This is a genomic window from Marinobacter iranensis, assembly GCF_029207565.1.
Classification (GTDB): domain Bacteria; phylum Pseudomonadota; class Gammaproteobacteria; order Pseudomonadales; family Oleiphilaceae; genus Marinobacter; species Marinobacter iranensis.
Window position 1 is genome coordinate 67,857 of record NZ_JANCMW010000002.1, and the last position, 21,055, is coordinate 88,911.

The following is a 21,055-nucleotide window of genomic DNA, read 5'->3' on the forward strand; positions in this document are numbered from 1 at the left end:
ATTGTCAGATCAAGTATGGCTTTAACTGATCGGGTGCTCAAGGACGAAATGGCCGGTTTGTAGGGATCGCCCAACACGGGCGTTACAGTGCTTCCAGCCACTCCCGCACCCAGGGGATGGCTTCCAGCTCTGGTTCGGCGGTTTCCAGGGCGTCTATCCGCAGCGTCTCGCCCACTTTCCGGGCTGAGGTTTCGTAAAAGGCCTCCTCCATAAGCCCACCGGCACCGCAAAAAGTGTCACCATAGGAGCTGTCGCCAAGCACGATAACCCCGAAAGCGCGCCCGGGCTGCTGGGGCAGTTGTTCACGAAGCTGGAGGTAGAATGGAAGCAGGTTTGGCGGAAGTTCGCCCTGACCGGTAGTGGAGGTGCAGATTAGTACCGGTTCGTCGTTCTCGGATACCTCCTCCAGTGTTGGTTCCTCAAGGACGGTGATCCGGTGACCTTCCTGTTCCAGGGTTTTCTTCAGGGTACGTGCCGTCAGCAGGGCGCCGCCGTAAACGCTGCCAACAAGAATCCGGATAGAGGCCATGAGTTTTCCCGTTCGTTCGTAGTGGCAGTCATCTTTGGGCCCTGCCTGTATTGCGGCACGATCATAACGGGTGAGGTGGCAGGGCTCAAGAACCCGTGCCAGGTGTGCTTGCTTCCTTGTTGGAGGTTCGTACCCGCGGGGCGACACGGTTACGTCCGTCTTCCTTGGCGCTGTACAGGTGAACGTCGGCCTGTTTCAGCAATTCGTCCACCGTGCCGGTCTTGGCGATGGAGCAGATGCCTGCACTGATGGTGACCGGCATGCGTTGGCCGGCGAAGGAGAACTCGGCGCTGGCCACCTCAGAGCGCAACCGTTCGGCCAGCGTCAGGGCCTGGAGCAGCGATGTGTCCGGCAGCAGGATCAGGAATTCCTCTCCGCCCCATCGTGCGGCCACATCGGCCTGGCGAATGACGGTTTGCATCAGCTCCGAGAAGGACCGCAGCACCTCATCGCCGGCGTCGTGACCGAAATCGTCGTTGATGTGTTTGAACAGGTCCAGGTCTATCAGGACAACGGAGAAGTGGTGGCCGGAACGCCGATACCGTGAGTATTCCTCGTTAAGCCGGTGCAGCATATCCCGACGGTTGGAAAGGCCGGTCAGTTCGTCGGTGCGGGCCGCGTGTTCGTGGGTACGGGCGAGGTCCATCAGCTCATTACGGGCTTTCAGACGGCTGGCTTCCAGCACAAAACAGAAGATGGACTCAAAGGTCAGCGTGGCGAAGAAGCGTATCTTGAAATCGGTGCTGTATTCCGCGGTGACCAGTGGTAATTCCGGAAACTGGAAGACGACAACCGCAAGCAGACAACAGAACAACAGTACCGCTGTGCCGGTTTTCAGGTCGGTCAGGTAAAACAACAGGGGCGGGAAAACATAAAACCAGAGCGGGCCGGTGTTATTTTCGCCGCCGGTTACGATCAGATACCCGAATAACAGGCCGACGATGGAGATCATGCCAACCTTCTGGCGGCGGCGGTTGCCGGACCGTGCGAAGGCGAGCATGTTCACGGCCACCAGTGCCGCAAAGAGCCAGAGTGACCAGGCATGGGCCGTGTGGGTTGCGAACCAAGCCTTGGCACCGATGCCCAGCAGAAACAGGATGGCCATGGCTGACAGGCCGGTCAGCAGGCGGGATACCTGCTCTTCCTCGCTTTCGTCGACAATTTGCTGGTTGGGATCAGGGAGTCTGGTCATGAAGCTCTTGTTATTGTTGATTCACTACGCAGGCTGCGTGGTTAGCGATTATGGGTCAGGTTAGTCGAAGCGGAAAGTCTTTACAGCGACTTTGGTCAAGCAATCACCATCATGACCGTTTTGTTTCATTTTCATGGCAAAAAATTTATAGTTGCCGCCGTAAGAACGTGAAACAGCAACTCCCTGTGTCCCCCTGTTGCGAGACCTGACGTATATGGCCGGCAAAAACGGATTTCTCGATACTCTCCTGACCAGTCCATCGACCGAACGTTACCGAGTCGGCTTCAGTTTCCTGTTCCTGCTCTGTATTTTTCTTGCCGTCGGGCAAATCAGCAGCGGCATGCCCAACAGCATGCTGTTGATGGCCGCAGCGGTTATCGGCGGCTATATGGCTATCAATATTGGGGCCAACGATGTCGCCAACAACGTTGGTCCTGCCGTAGGTTCCGGGGCGTTGTCACTGGGTGGCGCGGTTCTGATCGCTGCCGTATTCGAGGCAGCGGGCGCCATTATTGCCGGTGGTGATGTGGTCTCTACCATCAAGGGGGGCATTATCGCCGCTGAGCGGCTCGACGATGTCAGTGCCTTTGTCTGGTTGATGACCGCAGCGCTGCTGGCGGGCGCGCTCTGGCTCAACCTGGCAACCTGGATGGGCGCGCCAGTGTCCACCACGCACTCCATTGTCGGCGGCGTGCTCGGTGCGGGTATCGCCGCCGGTGGCTGGGGCATTGCCGACTGGGCTGTCATGGCCAAGATTGTTGCCAGCTGGGTGATCTCTCCGGTGATGGGGGGCGTGCTGGCGGCCCTGTTCCTGTATGCCATCAAGAAAACCGTGCTGTACCGGAAAAACGTCGTGTCGGCGGCAAGGCTCTTCGTACCCTGGCTGGTGGCCATCATGGCCTGGGCGTTTGGTACCTACCTGATGGTCAAGGGGGTCAAGAAGATTGTTGAGGTGGACTTCCTGGGAGCCTCGCTGGTTGGCTTGGGTGTGGCGGCTGTCATCTTCTTCCTGATGAGGGCGCTGGTTGGCCGCCGGGCCGCCACTATGGAGAACAGCTCTGCCGGCGTGAACACCTTGTTCACCTGGCCGCTTATTTTTGCCGCCGCCCTGCTCAGTTTTGCCCATGGTGCCAACGATGTTGCCAACGCCATCGGTCCCCTGGCGGCCATCAACGACGCGCTGTCGGCGGGTGCGGTGGTAACCGCCGCCTCCATTCCATTGTGGGTAATGCTGGTGGGCGCCCTTGGTCTTGCGGTCGGCCTCATGCTGTTTGGCCCGCGCCTGATCAAGACGGTGGGCAGCGAAATCACCGAACTGGATAAAACCCGGGCGTTCTGTATTGCCCTTTCTGCTGCGCTTACCGTGATCATTGCCTCTCAGTTGGGGCTTCCGGTGAGCTCGACGCATATTGCCATTGGTGGTGTGTTCGGTGTCGGTTTCCTGCGGGAGTATCTGAAATCCAACTACGCGACGCAGCTTCACAACATCATGGACAGCCATGAGGAAGAGGAGCGTGAGCGCCTGCGCCCGTTCCTGGAGGATTTCCGCAACGCGTCGGTTGAGCAAATGGAGAACCTGCTCAAGCAGGCCAAGAAAAAGAAGCAGGTGCCCCTGTCCAAGAAAGAGCGTAAGCGCCTCAAGAAGATCTACCGCGAGGAAATGGTCAAACGTTCCCATCTGACCCGAATCATTGCCGCCTGGATTATCACGGTGCCCGCGTCGGCCTGCATGGCGGCGATCCTGTTCTTCACGCTGCGGGGCCTGTTGCTCTAAAGGATAACCGGGGCTGGTTGTCAGGTGCCTGTTTGGCCCATACTATTTCTGATATGGGAGGTGTTTTTCCTCCCCAATAATTGCAACTTGTCCGGGGATTGATTCATGAGTTCAGCAGAAGAAAGCCGTCAGGCGAAGGTGATTGACGAGCTCAGGGTGTTTATCAAGAAGGTCCTCAGTGACCCGACAATTGCGGTGAAATCGGTGGAAATTGCCCGTAAATACCGTAATCAGCCCGGTGCCAACGAGCTTATCGCCCGGGAGATCAGCGCTAACACAACGATTCGCATTCCGGAAAACTGGAGCAGCGCCGATCATATGTTTTTAGAGATTCTGGACGAAGTGCTTGATGATGAAGAGGCGCTTTACTGAGCCGTTCTGCTTTGGCTAAAGCGGAGTGGGTGAACGGGGCGGCACAGGCTTCAGAAACACGCTGTGAATACCTCCCTGTACGCTCGGCTCCGCCATCCATGGCTCCGCACGGTTTCTGAAGCCTGTTCCGCCCCGCTCACGGTGAATCCGTGCTCGGCGCCGCGCGACTCTTGGAAGAGGAGGGCCCTCGACCCTCGGGTTTCTGACCGGGCAGGGTGAAGTCAGGCCTGCTGAGCTCCAGTCTCATGCAGTTTCAGTACGGCATCTGCCATCTGATCCAGGATTTCCATTTCGTCCTGGATCCCTTCATCCGCTGATAGTTCCCGCTGCTCTTTCAATATGTCTGCCAGGATTTCTTTTGTGGTCAATGGGTTGGCCAATACCACCCGAAATACTATGCATGGGAAGCTGAAGTAACGTGACGGTTCCAGTCGTGTCCGGGAGACAAACGCCTTGCCCCGCTCACGCTGGGTTTTCTGCAGGAATTTGGTGATGCGGTTCAGAGACGTGTTCAGCCGCTCGGCCTGCAGGGGATCGGCGACAGAGAGCGCTTGCTGCACCTTTTCGGGACAATAGCGGTAGGTCAGAATATTGAGCTCGGGTTTGGTGATTAGCTCGAAATCCGTCTCTGCGTTAATCATTTCCGCGAAGGTTCTGGCCTTGTCGATGCCCTGGTCGATGAGGATCTCGTAGCCTTCCCGAGCCAGGATTTTCAGCCCCGACTGGATCAGCATGGACATGCCCGGCCGTGAGCCTTCCAGAGTGGTGCTGCCCAGATCCCGGGAGCCCTTACGGATGATGTATTGGGCGTGATGCTCAACGGCGCTTGCCAGGCCCGGGTCGCGGAACACGACCAGGCCGGCGCCCATGGGTACGTAGAGCTGCTTGTGGGCATCAAAGGTGACCGAGTCTGCCTTTTCGATGCCCCGCATCAGGTGCCGGTGGGTGCGTGAGAACAGGGTTGGCCCGCCCCAGGCGGCGTCCACGTGGAAGTGGGCGCCGAATTCCCGGGCGATGTCCGCCATGGCGTCCAGAGGGTCGACGTTGCCGGTTTCAGTGGTGCCGGCGATGCCGCAAATGGCCATGACGCGGATTTTCTGGCGGTGCAGTTCCAGGCACTTTTCCCGCAGCGCATCGGTGTTGATGCGGTTGTCGTCATCGGTGTCCACGGGCACCAGGAAGTCCCGGCCCAGCCCCAGTACATCGGCGGCTTTGCGCAGGGAGTAATGTCCACGGCGGGAGACGAGTATGGCTGCGCCTTCACAGCCGTAATAGCGCAATGCCCGGAACAGCCCTTCCTGATGGATGCCGCGGAAGCTGCCTTCGGCGGGGAAGGCGTTGTTCCGCGCCACCCACAGTGCGGTCAGGTTGGCGACGGTACCACCCGAGCACATGGCCCCCAGGGCGTAGCGGGGGTCGTGCATCCACTTGCGGTAGAAGGCGCCGTCCTGTTCGTAGACCAGCCTGTGGATCATGCCCAGTACCTGGCGCTCCATGGGGGTGAAGGCCTTGGAGGTTTCGGTTTTAACCAGGTTCTGGTTAAGGGCAATCATGATCTTGGACAGCGGCAGCATGAAGTAGGGCAGCGCGGATGTCATGTGGCCGATGAAGCTGGGAGATGCTGTATGTACCGAGTTGGCGACCAGTTTGTCGAGCAGGAACTGGGCCTGTTCCGAGACGAAGATGGGTTTTTCGGGAATGGCGTAATCCGAGAAGTCTTTCTCGACGTCGGAAAGATCCCGTTCAACCGCAACGATGTGTTCCTGCAGGAAGCCGGCAAGGTTGCGGGATATGTTCTGGTCAATCCGGCTCAGGGTGGATTCAGGTGCCTCGGGCACGGTGAATACACGATACATGGCCTCTACTGAGGCCTGGGCGGATTTTTTCTTTCCGGTCATAGGTGCCACACACTATCAGTGGTCATTCGCCAAGCCTGTCCCGGGCGCTCTGTTCTCCCTGAGGGGGCGTAGTATACGGTGTCGTGAAACCATACGCTACAGCATGGCCCCTGCCTGGTGGGAGGGTCAAAGTATCTCCCGGTGTACGTCCAGTATGGCAGCGTCGATGCGTTCCTGTATGGCTTTTTCGATCTGGTCGAGGCGCTGGGAGATCTGCTGGGAGGATCCGCCAAGGGCGGCGATGGTCCAGGTGACGCAATCTAGGGCGTCCTGGTCGGCGGTTTCGGCGACGGCGAGGTCGGGTTCTTTGCCCCAGACGGCTTTCATGGCGGTGAAGGCTTTGCGTTTGGCTTTGAGGTCTTCGCAGGCGTAGAGCTGGAAGTGTAGGGTCAGGATGCCCACGTGCGGGGTGATGACTGGCTGCTGGGGGTTGCCTTGGTTCAGGAGTTTTCTCAGGGCTTCAGACATCTCTATGCTTCCGGCTTTGGTGCTGGAACCGGTGGGGGAGGACTTGCCAAAACACGCTCCTTCGGCACATCCATGTGGCGCTTGGGCTCCGCCATCCATGGCTCCGCACAGTTTTGGCAAGTCCTCCCCCACCGGTTCGCTAACAATTCAGGTGGAGTCCATCAGGTTGGTCTTCATAACAGCCTGATGGACGTCCAAACTAGCCTACTACAGGCGTTGCCCGTTTGATAATGGCTGCCGGGTTGGTGCCGGAGGGCAGGTTGCCGTAGTTCAGGCCGCCGTTGTGTTCCAGCCGGGAGGCGCAGAAAGCGTCGGCAACGGCGGTGTCGGAGTTTCTCAGCAGCAGCGAGGCCTGCATCAGCAGGGCCAGGCGGTCCACCAGGTTGCGGGCGCGGTATTCGACGTCGCTGATGTCGGCGAAGTCGTTCTGCAGTTGGGCCAGGAAGCGGTCAAATCTGGCATCGCTACCCCGGGCTTCGGCGGCTTCGTTGAAGAAGGCGTCGAGGGTGTCCGGTTCTTTCTGCAGGGCGCGTAGGGTGTCCAGGCACTGGACATTGCCGCTACCTTCCCAGATGGCGTTGACCGGGGATTCCCGCAGCAGGCGGGGCATGATGCAGTCTTCCATCACGCCGCTGCCGCCGATGCACTCCATGGCCTCGTAGGCGTGGTTGGGGGTGCGTTTGCAGATCCAGTATTTACCCACGGGTGTGGCCAGTCGGGCCAGCAGGCGTTCGTGTTCGAGGTGCTGGTTGTCCAGCGACCGGGCGACGCGCATGGTGTAGGCGAGAGCGGCTTCGCTTTCCAGGGCCAGGTCCGCGAGGACGTTCTGCATCAATGGCTGCTCGCTGAGGCGGTTGCCGAAGGCGCTGCGGTGGTGGCAGTGGTGGCTGGCCTGGGCGAAGGCCTGGCGCATGCCGGCGGAGCTGCCAATCATGCAGTCGAAGCGGGTCATGGCGACCATTTCGATGATGGTGGGCACACCACGGCCTTCCTCGCCGACCATCCAGGCCAGGGCGCCGCGCAGTTCCGCTTCGCTGGAGGCGTTGGCAACGTTGCCCATCTTGTTTTTCAGGCGCTGGATCTGCCAGGGGTTTTTGCTGCCGTCCGGGCGCCAGCGTGGCATCAGGAAGCAGGACAGGCCGCTTTGGGTCTGGGCCAGTACCAGGAAGGCATCGCACATGGGAGCCGACACGAACCATTTGTGCCCGACAAGCTCATAGGCCTGGCCCGGGCCCTCGGTGCCGGTGGCGTAGGCGCGGGTGGTGTTGGCCCGCACGTCGCTGCCGCCCTGTTTCTCGGTCATCGCCATGCCGATGGTGACGGACTGTTTTTCGCTGTCCGGCAGGTTGCGGGGGTCGTAGTTGTTGGCGAGGATTTTGGCTTCCCAGATGGCGGCCAGTTCCGGTTGTTTGCGGATCGATGGGATGGCCGCAAACGTCATGGTGATGGGGCAGCAGTGGGACGCCTCCACCTGGGAGTGCATATAGTACTTGGCCGCCCTGGCCACATGGGCACCTGATCCGGGGTTGGCCCAGGGGCTGCTGTGGAGGCCGTTTTCCATCGCCAGGGACATCAACTGGTGATAGGCGGGATGGAAGTCCACCTGGTCAATGCGGTGGCCGAAACGGTCGTGGGTGTTGAACACCGGCTTGTTCTCGTTGGCGCGGAATCCCAGTTCGATGGTTTCCGTCGCGCCGGCCAAGGCGCCAAACTGTTTCAGGTCGCCGGTCGCTGCCGCTGCACCTTCCCGGGCAACGGCTTCCTGCAGGGCTTTGTCCTGCTCGAACAGGTTGTAGTCCTCCAGGGCCGGTGGCTGGTTGAAGACCTCGTGGGTGACGGCCAGGTAGCGGTCGTCACCAGAGGGTTGTGCTGCGTCCTGCGGCAGGGGCTGGCGGGCGTTCATGTTTACCTCCTGGTGCCAGTCAACCCCTGCATGCAAAAGCAAATGATGGAGTCGACCAGCGGATCATGGTCATTGGTTTCTGCCGGTTCGGTGGCGCCTGCCTGGGCGGGGGACAGTGGCCCCACCAGGCTTTCGGCAATGGCGCCTACAAGGCAGGTACTGCTTTGTCTGGCATCCTGGTCCGGTACGCTGTCTTCTTCGATGCCTTCCCGGATGGCCTGTTCGAACAACTGGGCATAGGCACGGCGAAACTTCAGGCGTTCTTCTTCAACTTTCGGGTCCACCGGCTCGGCGATCAGCGACCAGGCCATTACCGGGCCCCTCAGGGCCCTGTCTGCAAACTGGCGAAGGGCTGTTTCCAGCCGGGTAACGACGTTACCCTCCGTGGCCAGCGCTTCGGCGACCTTGTCCACTTCCCGCTGGGTGGCAATCCTGAAGACCTCTGCAAACAGATGCTCCTTGGACTCAAAATGCCGATAGATGGTTCCCGTGGCGACGCCCGCGCAGGCTGCGATACGGGTGATTTGTGCGCTACGAAAGCCACCGCCGGCAACACATCCGTATGTGCATTCGATAATGCGCCTGCGGGCCTCTGCCTTGCGATTGCGCATTTTTTCAGTTTCCCGATAGGCCATGCGGGTTCCTTATAAGTAGTGAATCATTATTCATTCTTTGTGTCAATCAATCAGGCTGTACAGTTTGATTCATATTGTTGTTTAAAAACAGTGCTGTGGAATCTGTTACAAAAAATTACAAAAAAGGCGTTGTCAGGAAATAGCGTTGAAACCAAAAGCGGATTATAAAGACGCCAAGGCGGGTCAGCAGGCTTTCCCGCTGAGATGGAGCCGCCCGCCGGAACAGGCTTGGTGCGCTCGTTGTAGTGTTTTCGTTGATGGAGAAAATCATGAGTGAATTCGACGAAAGCAATCTGGAGCAATCCGGTAGCTGGACACATGACAGCGACGATACACATTCCATTGCCGGCCGTGCGCGTATCCGCGCTCAGCTTCAGCAGGATATTGAATCGTTTCTGAGCCAGGGTGGTAGAATTCAGGAAGTTGATACGGCATTTCGCTCGGATTCTTCCCGCAAGGTGGATGTCGGCTTCAATAATCGCTCCCTCTGAATTCGTAAGGTCGTAGCCTCGGGGCTGCGGCCTGTTTTGGCGTTGTTATTTTACGCCTGTTTTGACGTCGGTCTCAGAGCCGCGTCCCGCATTCCTCTATGCTGCCCCAAGCAGGATAGCTCGTCCTGTCTTTCGTGACCGTTATACACACCACATTTGACTCTTAAACAGGCCGATCCATGACAGGATTCCTTCGTTTCGCCACATTGGCGCTTCTCGCCATGGCGGTAGTCTTTGCCGGCGTGGTCGTTTTCTTCGGGGATGGCCCGGCAACGTCCCGGGACGGTGCAGCCACCAACGACGCCACCATCGGGGTTCCGCCAGGGCGGGCATTAGCGGAACGGAGTGAAACGCCCTCAAAACTGGTCGGCGAGGCCAGTGCGGCGGTGCCCGATGAGTTGCCGGCATCGCTGGCGGGAACCAGCCTGCCGGGCGGTTGGGCCAGAACCGATGCCAATGGCTCTCTCGTTCCCACACCGCAGTTGCGACAACTGTTCGAATATTACCTTGCCGCCCTGGGTGAGGAGACCTTGCCTCAACTTATTGCTCGAATAGAGCAGGCACTTGATCAACTTGATCAGCCAGCACGCTCGGAAGCCCTGGCCACCCTCGGCGATTATCTGGATTACAAGCTGGCTCTGGGTGACCTGGAAGCCTCCTATGGCAATGCCGGAGCCCTGGATGCCGGGGAAATGCAGCGGCAAATGGCAGAAATTCGCGCCTTGCGGCGCACCTGGATGGATGCAGAGACTGCCGATGCCTTTTTTTCGGCTGACGAAGCCGTGGACCGCTTTCGGGTAGAACAGTTGCGCATCAGAACCGACCCCTCGCTGTCGGATGAACAGCGGGAGCAGGCGCTGGCGCGTGCGGAGCTGGCATTGCCGGCACCGGTGCGCGAAGCCCGCCGGGAAACCCGCAAGTTTACCGACTACCAGCGGGCGCGATCAGAGTTTGCTGACGACCCGGAAGCGCTGAGTGCCTGGCGGGAGCAGCGATTTGGTGAAGAAGCTGCCCGGGAGCTGGAAAAAGTGGAAGCCGAACAGCAGGCCTGGGAAAACAAATGGCAGGCCTACAGCAGGGAACTGGCGAAGCTGGAAGATCTGGGGCTTGCCGGCCCTGAGCGTGAAGCCGCCATTGATTCGCTCAGGGACAATTATTTCGAGGGCACGGAAAAACTGCGCGCGGAAGCCCTCGACTCCATCCGGTAACATTCCATTCATCTGGTGATGATAGCCTGGGCCGACGGATCAGCTGCAGGCTCTGCCACCGCCGCTTGCGGGCGTGTATGATGGGGCGGTAGCCCCATTTTCCACAGGAGGTGTTCCGTGAGCTTTTCGGCAAACCGCGTTTTCCCAACCACTCGTCTGCGTCGCAACCGGGTCGACAGTTTTTCCCGGCGGCTGGTGCGGGAGAACCAGCTCAGTGCCGATAACCTGATTTTTCCGGTGTTCGTACTGGAAGGCGAGGGCCAGCGTGAGGCTGTGCCGTCCATGCCCGGTGTTGAACGCCTGAGCATTGATCTGCTGTTGGAGCAGGCAGCAGAGCTGGTGGATCTGGGCATTCCGGCGGTGGCGCTGTTTCCGGTGGTGCCGGCAGAGCGCAAGAACCTGTCCGGCTCTGGCGCCTGGGATTCCGATGGCTTGGCCCAGCGTGCGGTGCGCGCATTGAAGAAGGCCTACCCTGATCTGGGTGTTATTACCGATGTGGCGCTGGACCCGTTCACCACCCACGGCCAGGACGGCATCATTGATAACGACGGCTATGTGCTGAACGACGTGACCGTTGAGGCGCTGGTCAACCAGGCGTTGTCCCATGCGGACGCTGGTGCGGATATCGTGGCCCCCTCCGATATGATGGATGGCCGTGTTGCCGCCATCCGCGACGCCCTGGAGTCCGCCGGTTATGTGAACACGCGGATTCTGGCCTATTCTGCAAAGTACGCCTCCAGTTACTACGGGCCGTTCCGGGATGCAGTGGGCTCGGCCGGCAACCTGGGTAAAGGCAACAAGGCCACCTACCAGATGGACCCGGCCAACAGCGATGAAGCGCTGCAGGAAGTGGCCATGGACATCGCGGAAGGCGCCGACATGGTGATGATCAAGCCTGGCATGCCGTACCTGGATATTGTCTACCGGGTGAAACAGGAACTGCAGGTACCGACGTTCGTTTACCAGGTCAGCGGTGAATACGCCATGCACATGGCGGCCGCGGAGAACGGTTGGCTGGATGGCGATGCAGTGATGATGGAAAGCCTGATGGCCATGCGCCGTGCGGGCGCTGACGCCATTCTTACCTATTTTGCCGTCAGGGCGGCGCGAATGATGCGCGATAGCCGTACCTGACAGGCTACAGTCACAAGCGGGGCGCTGTACCGGCGCCCTGACAATGGAAGCAGTAAGCAATGAGTACTGAATCTGCAAACAACCTGAAGGCTGTCGATACCCGGAATGTACCGGCCCCCGTGGAAGTGCCGGCACCTGGCAACGATGTTGATGTAGCCGCCCAGGAAAACTACTTCAACCGCGAGCTGAGCCAGCTTCAGTTCAACTACCGGGTACTCAAGCAGGCGCTGGACACCACTCATCCGCTGATTAATCGGTTGATGTTCTGCTGCATTTTCAGCAGCAACATGGACGAGTTCTTCGAGATTCGGGTGGCGGGCCTGCGCCAGCAGATCAAGTATGGCCGGGAAACCCTGGGCTCTGACGGCATGATGCCGGAGCAGGTATTGGGCGAAATCAGCCGGGTGGCCCACGAGTACATCCGGGAACAGTACGACATCCTGAACAACGTACTGATTCCCGAGATGGAAAAGGAGAATATCCACTTTGTTCGGCGCCGGGAGTGGACCGAAGCCCAGGCGGAATGGGTGCGCCGCTATTTTGATGAGGAAATCCTGCCAGTGGTCAGCCCGATCGGGCTCGACCCTTCGCATCCGTTTCCACGCCTGGTCAACAAGAGCCTGAACTTCATTGTTGAACTGGACGGCAAGGACGCCTTTGGTCGCGAAACCGGTATGGCCATCGTGCCTGCGCCACGTTCCCTGCCGCGCCTGGTGCGGCTACCGGACGATGTGTGCAACGGCGGCGACAACCTGGTGTTCCTGTCGTCCATGATTCACGCCCATGCCGACGAGCTGTTCCCGGGAATGGAAGTGAAGGGCTGCTACCAGTTCCGCCTGACCCGCAACGCCGACCTTGAGCTGGAAGACGACCTTGAAGACCTGGCCTCGGCACTGCGGGGCGAGTTGCTGAGCCGGCGGTTTGGCGACGGTGTGCGGCTGGAGGTGGCGGATAACTGCCCGGAGGAGCTGGTTCACTTCCTGTTGCGGGAGTTTGGCCTGACCGACCGCGACCTGTATCAGGTTCACGGCCCGGTCAACCTGACCCGCCTGATGGCGGTCGGGGGGCTGGTTGACCGCCAGGACCTGACCTATTCCGGCTTTTCTCCCTCGATTCCGCGGCAGATCCGTACCAAGGAATCCATGTTCGATGCCATCCGCAAGCGTCCGTTGCTGTTGCTGCACCCCTATGAAAACTTCAGCCCGGTGACCGACCTGTTGCGGCAGGCGGCCAAGGATCCGCAAGTGCTGGCGATTCGTCAGACCCTGTACCGTACCGGCGCCGATTCGGAAATTGTCGAAGCATTGATGGACGCGGCCCGCCGGGGCAAGGAAGTCACCGCTATCATTGAGCTGCGGGCACGCTTCAGTGAAGCGGAAAACCTGGAGCTTGCCAGCCGGCTGCAGGAGGCCGGCGTGATCGTGGTCTATGGCGTGGTGGGCTACAAGACCCACGCCAAGATGATCCTGATCGTACGGCGGGAGGAAGGAAAACTGCGGCGCTATGTGCATCTGGGCACCGGTAACTACCATGCCGGCAACGCGCGCCTTTACACCGATTACAGCTACATGACCTGTGATGAATCCATTGGTGATGATGTCAACAAGCTGTTCCAGCAGCTGACGGGTATGGGCAAGGCACTGAAGATCAAGAAGCTGTTCCATTCGCCCTTCACCCTGCACACGCGCCTGCTGGGACTGGTGGAACGGGAAGCGGAATTGGGCCCCAAAGGGCGCATTATTTTCAAGTTTAATGCCCTCACTGAACGAGAGCTGATCAAGGCGCTGTACAGGGCGTCGCAGGCCGGGGTGAAAATCGACCTGATCATCCGTGGTATCTGTTGCCTGCGCCCGGAAGTGCCGGGCCTGTCGGAGAACATCCGCGTGCGTTCCATCATTGGCCGGTTCCTGGAACACACCCGGGTTTACTATTTCGGCAACAATGGCCGGCCGGAAGTCTACGGTTCCAGTGCCGACGGCATGGAGCGCAACCTCCTGAGCCGCGTGGAAACCGCCTTTCCGATTGAGGACCCGGCATTGATAGCCCGAGTCCGGGAGGATCTGGATACCTACCTGGCCGATAATTGTCAGTCCTGGGTCTTGCAGCTGGACGGCAGTTACATTCAGAATCAGCCGGCCGAGGGTGAGGATCGTCTGGCGTCGCAACTGGTTCTGCTTGACCGCCTGACCGGTAAATAACGATAACCCGTGCCTGTCTGTGGCAATTGTGCAGGGAAGTGCGGGCGCTGTAATGGAGAATGGACAGTTGAAAAAACAATGGATGGTTGCCGGTGCCGCAATACTGGCAGTTGGAGTGGTCGCTCCCTGGGCAGTGGGCTACGTGACCGAGCAGCAATGGCAGAGCGTCACCACGGAAGTGAATCAGTCGCAGCCACTGTTCCGCCTGGAGACGCGGGACTACAACCGGGGTTACATGGGTGCTGATTTTACCGGCACCATCACGATCCAGAACCCCGAGACCGGTGATGAACACGAATTTGACTACCAGGCCCAGGTAAGCCATGGCGTCACCGGCAGCCTGATGGACTTCTCCCCGCCCAGTGAGCTTGGTGCTGAAGTCGAGAAAATCTTTCCGGACGAAAAGCCAAAACTGACCCTGGAAACCCGTATCTGGGGCACGGCAACGGTCGAGCTCTCGGTGCCGGCGGTGAGCGTGATCAATGAGGAAACCGGCGAGTCCTTCGACATGTCGGAAAGCTACAGCCGCGCGAAAATCACCGACAACGGTGCCCATGCCGATATCCTCATGCTCTGGCCGGGCGCAGTCATCCGCGCGCCGGATCTGCGTATCAGTATCGAGGACTTCCGCCTTGAGCAGACCATGGAACACCTGACTGACGAAGTCTGGCTGGGCGACGGGGACATGTCGCTGGCGCGCCTTGAGGTGGCGGCCCGGGACGAGCCCACCCTTCGCTTCGACCAGTTTGCCATAAAGGGTGAGACCACCACCGATGATGACGGTGAAAGTATTGATTCGGAGGCGGTTGTTACCCTGGACAAAATAACGGCGGATAACGAGAGTTTCGGCCCTCACCGGCTGGAATTGGTCTTCAGCGGCCTGGACGTGCAAAGCTGGAGTGACCTGACAGCGGCACTGACGGATATGCAGGCAGCGGCCCTTAACGGTGCGGGTGGTGATTCCCGTGCCATGATGCAGCAGCAGATGGAGTCCATGAATCGCATCAATCAGGCCATGCTGGACCTTGCGGCCAACGGCTTTTCATTCGGGTTCCCGGAGCTGTCCTTCGCCACGCCTTATGGCCCGATTAATGGCGAGATCCTGGTGCAGCACCCGACGCTGTCCGACGAAGAGAAAGACCAGATGATGATGGTGATGCAGCGGCTGACCGGCAACCTGGATGTCAGCATGCCCCTGGCTCTGGTGGAACGGCACCCGGAGCTGGGTATGCAGGTGGCACCGTTGATCAAGCAGGGTATGGTTGTGCAGGAGGGCGACCGCTTGCGGATCCAGGGCAAACTGGAAGACCTCGCCCTGGACATTAATGGCAATGTGATTCCGCTGCCACCGATATTCTGATTCTTCGTTAATGATGCTGCCCAAGGGGGCAGCATTTTCCCGCCTTTTCAGTCCTTGATGAACTTCTTCTTGAGTGCGGCCTCGACGGCCGGATCGACAAATTCCGATACGTCTCCACCCAGTGAGGCGATTTCCCGAATCAGGGTGGAGGAAATGTACGATAGGTGGTTGGAGGGCGTCAGGAATACGCTTTCCACTTCCGGTGCCAGGCGGCGGTTCATGTCGGCGAGCTGGAATTCGTACTCAAAGTCTGAGACGGCACGGAGCCCGCGGATGATCACGGTGGCGTTCTGTTCCCGGACGAAATCGGCCAGCAGGTTGCTGAAGCCGGTGACGCTGACATTGGGCAGGTGGGCGGTGGCTTTGTCGACCAGTTCGCAGCGTTCTTCCAGGCTTAGCAGCGGGGATTTCTTGGGGTTGTAGGCGATGGCGACGACGACTTCGTCGAAGAGTCGGCCGGCGCGCTCGATGAGGTCGGTGTGGCCGTTGGTGATTGGGTCAAATGTACCCGGGTAGATGACTTTTGGCATTCGGAGCTCCTTTTCACCGGAAGCGCACAGGATAGCAGCCTTCGTCTTGAACCAAAATGTTCTGTTTCGGTGCAGAGTTTCGCATCGGATTGCGGGCTTTGGTGCATGTGCCGCATGAGGTGGGCTTCCCAGGATACGCTACGAGCACCCCTTCGGGGTCCGGCCAGCAATCACAGATTGCTGTCGTTCGGCTGTCGCATGAAGCTTCGCTTCATAAACGCTCGGCCTCACCCATGTGCGCTTGAGTAAAGCCATCCTTGGCTTTACACAATCCTGGGAAGCCCACCTCATGCGGCACCTCTGGCTGTGTGCCTGCCTAAGCTCCTGCCGAGTTTTGCGACAGCTGATCCATGGATTAACTTAGCCTCGAAGCCAGTCTTGTGCTGTTCCTCGCCGCCAGCGCATATACCGACAACTGCGGATTCGCGCCGATGCTGGTGGGGAAGACCGAGGCGTCGTGGACGCTGAGGTTGGGAACCTGGTGATGTTCGCCGAAGCCGTTGACCACGGATTCTTCCGGGTTGCGGCCCATGCCGCAGCCGCCCATCTGGTGGGCGGTGAACAGGCGGACGCGGTGGGGTTCCATGGGGAGGTTGTCGATGCCGGCTTTGGCGTCGGCCCAGGTGTTGTACCAGGGGGAGTCCAGGTGCATTAGGCGGACTTTGCGGGCGCCGGCGGCGAACTGGATTTCGGCCATTTTGTAGAAGGCGTCTCTCAGGCCCTGCCAGAGGTAGTCGGTGACCGGGTAGTCCAGCATCGGGCTGCCGTCGTCGCGGAGACTGACGGTGCCGCCGGGGCTATCAGGGTGGAAGCCGTCGCGCAGCAGGGCGATGACGGAGTTCATCCGGGGCAGTTTGGACAGGTCGTTGACCTGTTGTTCGCCGTGGCCGGGGACGACGCCGGCGGACATGGCCGGGTGCAGGGGTGGTACTTCCAGTTTGAAGCCGGCGGGGCCGTCGACGCCCTGGGAGAAGTTGAATTCGTCGGAGTAGATCGACTGGGGCGCGCCGTAGTAGGGGTCGACGGTGTCCGGCATTTCCGCAATGGTGGCGTTGACCGGGTGCAGGAAGGTGCGCTTGCCCAGGCGGGCATGGGGGTCGGGGATGTCGGAGCGCAGTAGCAGGCCGGGTGAGCCGATGGCGCTGGCGGCGACGACGAAATGCCGGGCTTTCAGGTTTACAGTGATACCGGATGGGGTGACCCCGTCGGCGGCCATGGCGGAGGCTTGCAGGTGGTCGATCCGGTCCTGGTTCATCACCAATTTATCGGCGCGTAGGCCGTGGAACAGGTGGGCGTTGTTGTCCAGCGCGCCGGGGATGGAGGTGGTCAGTGCTCCCTGCTTGGCATTGGTGGGGCAACCCACGCCGCAGTAACCCAGGTTCCAGCAGCCTTTGACGTTGCGGGGAATCACTTCCCAGGACCAGCCCAGTGCCTCACAACCCTGTCGGAGGATGTCGTTGTTAACGTTGGGGGCGGTCAGCCAGGGTTCGATGTTGTGACGCTCCTCGCGGCCATCAAACCAGGGCCGCATGGCCTCCGGGCTGAGGTCATCCAGCCCGAAACGGCTGGCCCAGTGATTCAGGGTCGGCGCCGGGGTACGAAAGCTGGAGGTCCAGTTCACCGTGGTGGAGCCCCCTACACAGCGGCCCTGGAGAATGGCAATGGCACCATCCTTGGTGACCCGGCTCATGCCCTCCTGGTACAGGGAGGCATAGGCATCCAGCTCGTTCATCTTGAAATCTTTCTGGTGATAAAGCCGACCTTCCTCCACCAGAATCACCGACAGCCCGGCCTTCGCCAGAATCTCCGCCGTGGTACCGCCCCCGGCACCGGTACCGATGATTACCACATCGGCTTCGTGGGTCTGGTTCCGTGTCAACGTGGCGCCGTCGGAGACCTTCCAGCCAGCCTCAAGCCCACGGGCAATACGATCCGTTAATGACATAGTTGCGCTCCCGGTGGCTCAGGCGTTGTCTTTGAATTGGGGCAGGGCGTCCATAGCCCACGTGGGTGGCCCGGGATACCCGGACAGGTGCCAGTGGTCCTCATGGCCGTAAAACGCCACGTTGCTGACCTTGGTCAGCGCGATGTAGCCGTTGTTGAACAGGCCGATACCACTGGTACGCCAACGCTCCAGAAACGCATGAGCAGTCTCCGTGCTGACATTCTCCCAACTCGACCAGACCCGCGCCACGGTCACCCGTGTGAGCCCGAAGTTCAGCAGGTCAAACAGCCCCCGTAGCTCCTTCTGATTGGCTGGCCCGAACTGGTGAATGCCCGCATCAATGCGCTCGATCGTTGCCTGAGTCTGCTGGCGGCGAACCACCGGCTCTTCGCTCAGCCCGGGACCCACCATCGCCGGCAGAAGTGCCTGGAACAGCACAATGTCGTCGCGGGTCAGGAACTGGAACTCGTAGCTCTGGTCCATCGCCCCCGGCATCGGGTAGTCCCGACCGGCGGGCGCAGTGGCACAGCCGGATAAACCAGCGGTAACACTCACCGTGCCAAGAAACATGGCGCCACCAAGCCCGGTCCGGAGAAAACTCCGGCGGTCCATGGCGGTATCTGGAAGCTCCGTTTGCACGGATCGAGAAAGGTTTTCAGGCATAAATGTTCTCTTGTTTTTATTGTCTTTCTTGTCCTTTTTGGCCGACTACTCCGAGGGTTGCAGGAGCCGGTGAAAGGGGCTTGTCCGGGACCCTAAAAAACAGGGACGTTTTTTAGGAGCCTACATGGACGTATTCACGGCGTGTCCCGGACAAGCCCCTCTCACTGGCGACCGGCACCCAAGTCACCGAATAAACAACTTATACACCATCTTGTGGGCTGTCGTTCCGTGCGGCGCATACACAAACTTGCCACTGTTGAACTTCTGCTTGCTGAAGATCGCCCGTTGGTGGGAAAACGTCAGGAAACCTTCCTTGCCGTGATAATGCCCCATACCCGAATCGCCGATACCGCCAAACGGCAAATCATCCTGCGCAACATGCATCAACGCATCATTGATGCACATACCACCGGAATGGGTGTTATTGACCACATGCTCCTGCATCGACTTGTCATAGCCGAAGAAATACAGCGCCAGCGGGCTCGGACGGTCATTGATGTAATGAATCGCCTCATCCAGATTGCCATAACTGACCACCGGCAGAATCGGCCCGAAAATCTCATCCTGCATGATCTTCATATCCGGCGTCGTCTTCAGCGCCAGCGTAATCGGCATCTTACGGGTACCATCCTTCAGGTTCTCACTGGCCGGATTGATTTCGATCAGCTCCGCGCCCTTGGCCCGCGCATCCTCAAGATAACCCTGCAGCCGCTCGTACTGGCGCTCATTGATAATCGCAGTGTAATCGTCATTGTCCCGCAGGCTCGGGTACATCGCCGCGAACTGGTTACGGTACTCATCCACAAACGCCTGCACCCGGTCCGCCGGGCACAACACATAATCCGGCGCCACACAGGTCTGGCCCGCATTCAGCGCCTTGCCAAAGGCAATACGCTGGGCCGCATCCTCCATGGGAACATCCGGGGAAACGATGGCCGGCGACTTGCCGCCCAGTTCCAGGGTGACCGGAGTCAGATTCTCAGCCGCAGCCCGCATCACCAGCTTGCCCACCGACGTGGAGCCAGTGAACAACAGGTGATCGAAGGGCCGGCTGGAGAAGTCCGCTGCCACGTCCGCCTCACCGTTAATCACGCAGACCAGATCCTCCGGAAACGCGGATTCGACAATCTCCCTGAATAACGCAGAGGTATGGGGCGTGAATTCGGACATCTTGATCATCGTGCGGTTGCCCGCCGCCAGTGATGTGACCAATGGCCCAACCGCCAGGTACAGCGGGTAGTTCCAGGGCACGATGACCCCCACCACGCCCTTGGGCTGATAGTGGACCCGATTACTGGCAGGCTGGAACAACATGGAGACATGCCGCTTGGACGGCTTCATCCAGCCCTCAAGGTTTTTCAGGGTGTAATTGATGCCCTGGATGGACGGCATCACCTCCGCGATCAGGGACTCGTCCTTCGAGCGACAGCTGAAGTCCCGGTCGATGGCGTCCAGCAGGCGATCCTGATTGGTCATCAGCACCCGTTTCAGGCGTTTCAGGTTTTCCTGGCGTTCGGTCAGCGACGGCATCGGATTGTTGCGGAACGCTTTCTTCTGATCATCGAATACGCGATGGGTGTGCTGGATCTGCTTTTTGCTTTCAGTCAACTGGACAACGGTGGCAACCATAATCGCTCTCTCCTTGCGGCACCGGGCGCGGCCGGATCACCGTCTTTGTTGTTCGTGGAGCCGGCTGGGGGCTCCGGAATTCAGTGGTGAAAAAGTATTCAGTTTGCGCTTGGGGCTATTATTAGAGTATATACTCTAGGTAGTCAAGCCGGCCCCAATGGCGGATCGGGCCATCCCGTTTTGCGAGGGGCCAGGTAAAGGCCTACACACAACAACACGCATTGCAGAGCCTATGAAAACCCGAGACAAGATTCTTCTTTCGAGCCTTGATCTGTTTAATGAGAGGGGGGAGCGCAATGTAACCACCAACCACATTGCCGCTCACCTGGCGATTTCGCCGGGGAACCTTTACTACCACTTCCGTAACAAGTCCGACATTATTTACGAGATCTTTCTCGAGTACGAGAAGCTAGTGGACTTCTATCTGGATATTCCCGAGAACCGGCCGATTACCCTGGACGACCTGACCTTCTATCTGGAGTCGGTGTTTGACGGGCTCTGGAGCTATCGGTTCTTTCACCGCGACCTGGAATACCTCCTCGACAGCGACCGTCAATTGCGCCGGGATTATCGCGAATTCACCAACCGCTGCCTGACGGCGATCAGCCGGATTTTCGAAAAGCTGGCGGAGGCGGGAATTATCCAGCCCCAGCCCGAGGAACTGCGTTCCGCAATGTCGCTGAATGTATGGCTGGTAATTACCAACTGGATGGCGTTCCTGAAAACCGCCCACGCCGCGGAGGAATCGGCGAGCCTCACCCTGACCGAACTGAAACAGGGCATCTATCAGGTGCTGACCCTGGAAATCCCCTACCTGACAGAGGATTACCGGGACCAGGTCCTGGCGTTGCGGGAGAAGTACCGGCCCCGCCTGCCGGAATCGGCGGAGACACCGGCCTCGTTACCAAATGAGACAATCGGGAACCGTTGAGGAACTTTTGATCAACCGGCGTGTCTAGAATTACGACATCGGGAATTCGGACATTCACGGTGTCTCCTGAGTGAGTTCTCAGGTTTTAGCACGTCGCAAACCCTGACGTTTTACCGGCCTGTCTGTTGGCAGGTCGGCTTTTTCTTTTTATTCCCCTCCAAACCGACCTTTCATTGCATCCTTGTCAGCGCTTTT

18 protein-coding genes are annotated in these 21,055 nt (G+C 59.2%); 8 read left to right on the plus strand and 10 right to left on the minus strand.

Annotated features, from left to right (window positions below; genetic code table 11):
- Positions 1–82: 82 nt before the first annotated feature.
- Together NLU14_RS03555 and NLU14_RS03560 are read right to left on the minus strand one after the other, a co-directional pair.
- A complete protein-coding gene (locus NLU14_RS03555; protein ID WP_275704798.1) occupies positions 83–529 on the minus strand; it encodes a flavodoxin in 447 nt (148 codons plus the stop codon).
- 85 nt (positions 530–614) lie between these two features.
- The gene (locus NLU14_RS03560) at positions 615–1,721 is read right to left on the minus strand and encodes a GGDEF domain-containing protein (RefSeq protein ID WP_275704799.1); all 1,107 of its coding nucleotides are present in this window, start codon (positions 1,719–1,721) and stop codon (positions 615–617) included.
- Positions 1,722–1,935: 214 nt separating this feature from the next.
- On the opposite strand from NLU14_RS03560, the gene NLU14_RS03565 reads away from it, so the two are divergent.
- Positions 1,936–3,495 (plus strand): inorganic phosphate transporter, encoded by a 1,560-nt coding sequence (locus NLU14_RS03565; RefSeq protein ID WP_275704800.1) that lies wholly within the window; start codon positions 1,936–1,938, stop codon positions 3,493–3,495.
- A gap of 105 nt (positions 3,496–3,600) precedes the next feature.
- A complete protein-coding gene (locus NLU14_RS03570; protein WP_275704801.1) occupies positions 3,601–3,867 on the plus strand; it encodes a hypothetical protein in 267 nt (88 codons plus the stop codon).
- Positions 3,868–4,088: 221 nt separating this feature from the next.
- Here the strand turns inward: NLU14_RS03570 and panP are convergent, their stop codons facing one another.
- The 4 genes from panP to NLU14_RS03590 form a co-directional block, all read right to left on the minus strand.
- Positions 4,089–5,765 carry a pyridoxal-dependent aspartate 1-decarboxylase PanP gene (gene panP / locus NLU14_RS03575; protein ID WP_275704802.1) on the minus strand — a complete coding sequence of 559 codons (1,677 nt, stop codon included), beginning with the start codon at positions 5,763–5,765 and terminating at the stop codon, positions 4,089–4,091.
- 126 nt (positions 5,766–5,891) lie between these two features.
- Positions 5,892–6,233, minus strand: coding sequence for a DUF503 domain-containing protein (locus NLU14_RS03580; protein WP_275704803.1), 342 nt, complete (start codon positions 6,231–6,233; stop codon positions 5,892–5,894).
- Positions 6,234–6,432: 199 nt separating this feature from the next.
- Positions 6,433–8,136 (minus strand): isovaleryl-CoA dehydrogenase, encoded by a 1,704-nt coding sequence (locus NLU14_RS03585; protein ID WP_275704804.1) that lies wholly within the window; start codon positions 8,134–8,136, stop codon positions 6,433–6,435.
- A gap of 2 nt (positions 8,137–8,138) precedes the next feature.
- Positions 8,139–8,771 carry a TetR/AcrR family transcriptional regulator gene (locus NLU14_RS03590; protein WP_275704805.1) on the minus strand — a complete coding sequence of 211 codons (633 nt, stop codon included), beginning with the start codon at positions 8,769–8,771 and terminating at the stop codon, positions 8,139–8,141.
- A 269-nt stretch (positions 8,772–9,040) separates the two neighbouring features.
- Between NLU14_RS03590 and NLU14_RS03595 the strand changes: the two genes are divergently transcribed.
- The 5 genes from NLU14_RS03595 to NLU14_RS03615 all read left to right on the plus strand — a co-directional run bounded on the left by NLU14_RS03595 (position 9,041) and on the right by NLU14_RS03615 (position 15,162).
- Positions 9,041–9,262, plus strand: coding sequence for a hypothetical protein (locus tag NLU14_RS03595; protein ID WP_275704806.1), 222 nt, complete (start codon positions 9,041–9,043; stop codon positions 9,260–9,262).
- 179 nt (positions 9,263–9,441) lie between these two features.
- On the plus strand, positions 9,442–10,470 hold the full coding sequence (locus NLU14_RS03600; RefSeq protein WP_275704807.1) for a lipase secretion chaperone: 1,029 nt from the start codon (positions 9,442–9,444) through the stop codon (positions 10,468–10,470).
- A gap of 117 nt (positions 10,471–10,587) precedes the next feature.
- Positions 10,588–11,604: a porphobilinogen synthase gene (gene hemB / locus NLU14_RS03605; RefSeq protein ID WP_275704808.1), complete on the plus strand. Its 1,017-nt coding sequence runs from the start codon at positions 10,588–10,590 to the stop codon at positions 11,602–11,604.
- A gap of 59 nt (positions 11,605–11,663) precedes the next feature.
- Positions 11,664–13,802: a polyphosphate kinase 1 gene (gene ppk1, locus NLU14_RS03610; RefSeq protein ID WP_275704809.1), complete on the plus strand. Its 2,139-nt coding sequence runs from the start codon at positions 11,664–11,666 to the stop codon at positions 13,800–13,802.
- 67 nt (positions 13,803–13,869) lie between these two features.
- Positions 13,870–15,162, plus strand: a complete 1,293-nt coding sequence (locus NLU14_RS03615) for a DUF945 family protein (RefSeq protein WP_275704810.1) — start codon at positions 13,870–13,872, stop codon at positions 15,160–15,162.
- Positions 15,163–15,209: 47 nt separating this feature from the next.
- Here the strand turns inward: NLU14_RS03615 and coaD are convergent, their stop codons facing one another.
- From coaD to NLU14_RS03635, 4 genes are all read right to left on the minus strand, one after another.
- Positions 15,210–15,692: a pantetheine-phosphate adenylyltransferase gene (gene coaD, locus NLU14_RS03620; RefSeq protein ID WP_275704811.1), complete on the minus strand. Its 483-nt coding sequence runs from the start codon at positions 15,690–15,692 to the stop codon at positions 15,210–15,212.
- A 355-nt stretch (positions 15,693–16,047) separates the two neighbouring features.
- Positions 16,048–17,637, minus strand: a complete 1,590-nt coding sequence (locus tag NLU14_RS03625) for a GMC family oxidoreductase (RefSeq protein ID WP_275704812.1) — start codon at positions 17,635–17,637, stop codon at positions 16,048–16,050.
- A gap of 18 nt (positions 17,638–17,655) precedes the next feature.
- Positions 17,656–18,300, minus strand: coding sequence for a hypothetical protein (locus NLU14_RS03630; RefSeq protein ID WP_275704813.1), 645 nt, complete (start codon positions 18,298–18,300; stop codon positions 17,656–17,658).
- A gap of 183 nt (positions 18,301–18,483) precedes the next feature.
- Positions 18,484–19,929, minus strand: a complete 1,446-nt coding sequence (locus NLU14_RS03635; RefSeq protein WP_275704814.1) for a coniferyl aldehyde dehydrogenase — start codon at positions 19,927–19,929, stop codon at positions 18,484–18,486.
- A gap of 232 nt (positions 19,930–20,161) precedes the next feature.
- On the opposite strand from NLU14_RS03635, the gene NLU14_RS03640 reads away from it, so the two are divergent.
- Entirely contained in the window at positions 20,162–20,860 is a 699-nt protein-coding gene (locus tag NLU14_RS03640) for a TetR/AcrR family transcriptional regulator (RefSeq protein WP_275704815.1), read from the plus strand.
- Positions 20,861–21,055 lie beyond the last annotated feature (195 nt).

Coding starts and splice junctions, on each gene's coding strand:
- NLU14_RS03555 (WP_275704798.1), bottom strand. CDS start 529: ATGGCCTCTATCCGGATTCTTGTTGGCAGCGTTTACGGCGGCGCCCTG.
- NLU14_RS03560 (WP_275704799.1), bottom strand. CDS start 1,721: ATGACCAGACTCCCTGATCCCAACCAGCAAATTGTCGACGAAAGCGAG.
- NLU14_RS03565 (WP_275704800.1), top strand. CDS start 1,936: ATGGCCGGCAAAAACGGATTTCTCGATACTCTCCTGACCAGTCCATCG.
- NLU14_RS03570 (WP_275704801.1), top strand. CDS start 3,601: ATGAGTTCAGCAGAAGAAAGCCGTCAGGCGAAGGTGATTGACGAGCTC.
- panP (WP_275704802.1), bottom strand. CDS start 5,765: ATGACCGGAAAGAAAAAATCCGCCCAGGCCTCAGTAGAGGCCATGTAT.
- NLU14_RS03580 (WP_275704803.1), bottom strand. CDS start 6,233: ATGTCTGAAGCCCTGAGAAAACTCCTGAACCAAGGCAACCCCCAGCAG.
- NLU14_RS03585 (WP_275704804.1), bottom strand. CDS start 8,136: ATGAACGCCCGCCAGCCCCTGCCGCAGGACGCAGCACAACCCTCTGGT.
- NLU14_RS03590 (WP_275704805.1), bottom strand. CDS start 8,771: ATGGCCTATCGGGAAACTGAAAAAATGCGCAATCGCAAGGCAGAGGCC.
- NLU14_RS03595 (WP_275704806.1), top strand. CDS start 9,041: ATGAGTGAATTCGACGAAAGCAATCTGGAGCAATCCGGTAGCTGGACA.
- NLU14_RS03600 (WP_275704807.1), top strand. CDS start 9,442: ATGACAGGATTCCTTCGTTTCGCCACATTGGCGCTTCTCGCCATGGCG.
- ppk1 (WP_275704809.1), top strand. CDS start 11,664: ATGAGTACTGAATCTGCAAACAACCTGAAGGCTGTCGATACCCGGAAT.
- coaD (WP_275704811.1), bottom strand. CDS start 15,692: ATGCCAAAAGTCATCTACCCGGGTACATTTGACCCAATCACCAACGGC.
- NLU14_RS03625 (WP_275704812.1), bottom strand. CDS start 17,637: ATGTCATTAACGGATCGTATTGCCCGTGGGCTTGAGGCTGGCTGGAAG.
- NLU14_RS03630 (WP_275704813.1), bottom strand. CDS start 18,300: ATGCCTGAAAACCTTTCTCGATCCGTGCAAACGGAGCTTCCAGATACC.
- NLU14_RS03635 (WP_275704814.1), bottom strand. CDS start 19,929: ATGGTTGCCACCGTTGTCCAGTTGACTGAAAGCAAAAAGCAGATCCAG.
- NLU14_RS03640 (WP_275704815.1), top strand. CDS start 20,162: ATGAAAACCCGAGACAAGATTCTTCTTTCGAGCCTTGATCTGTTTAAT.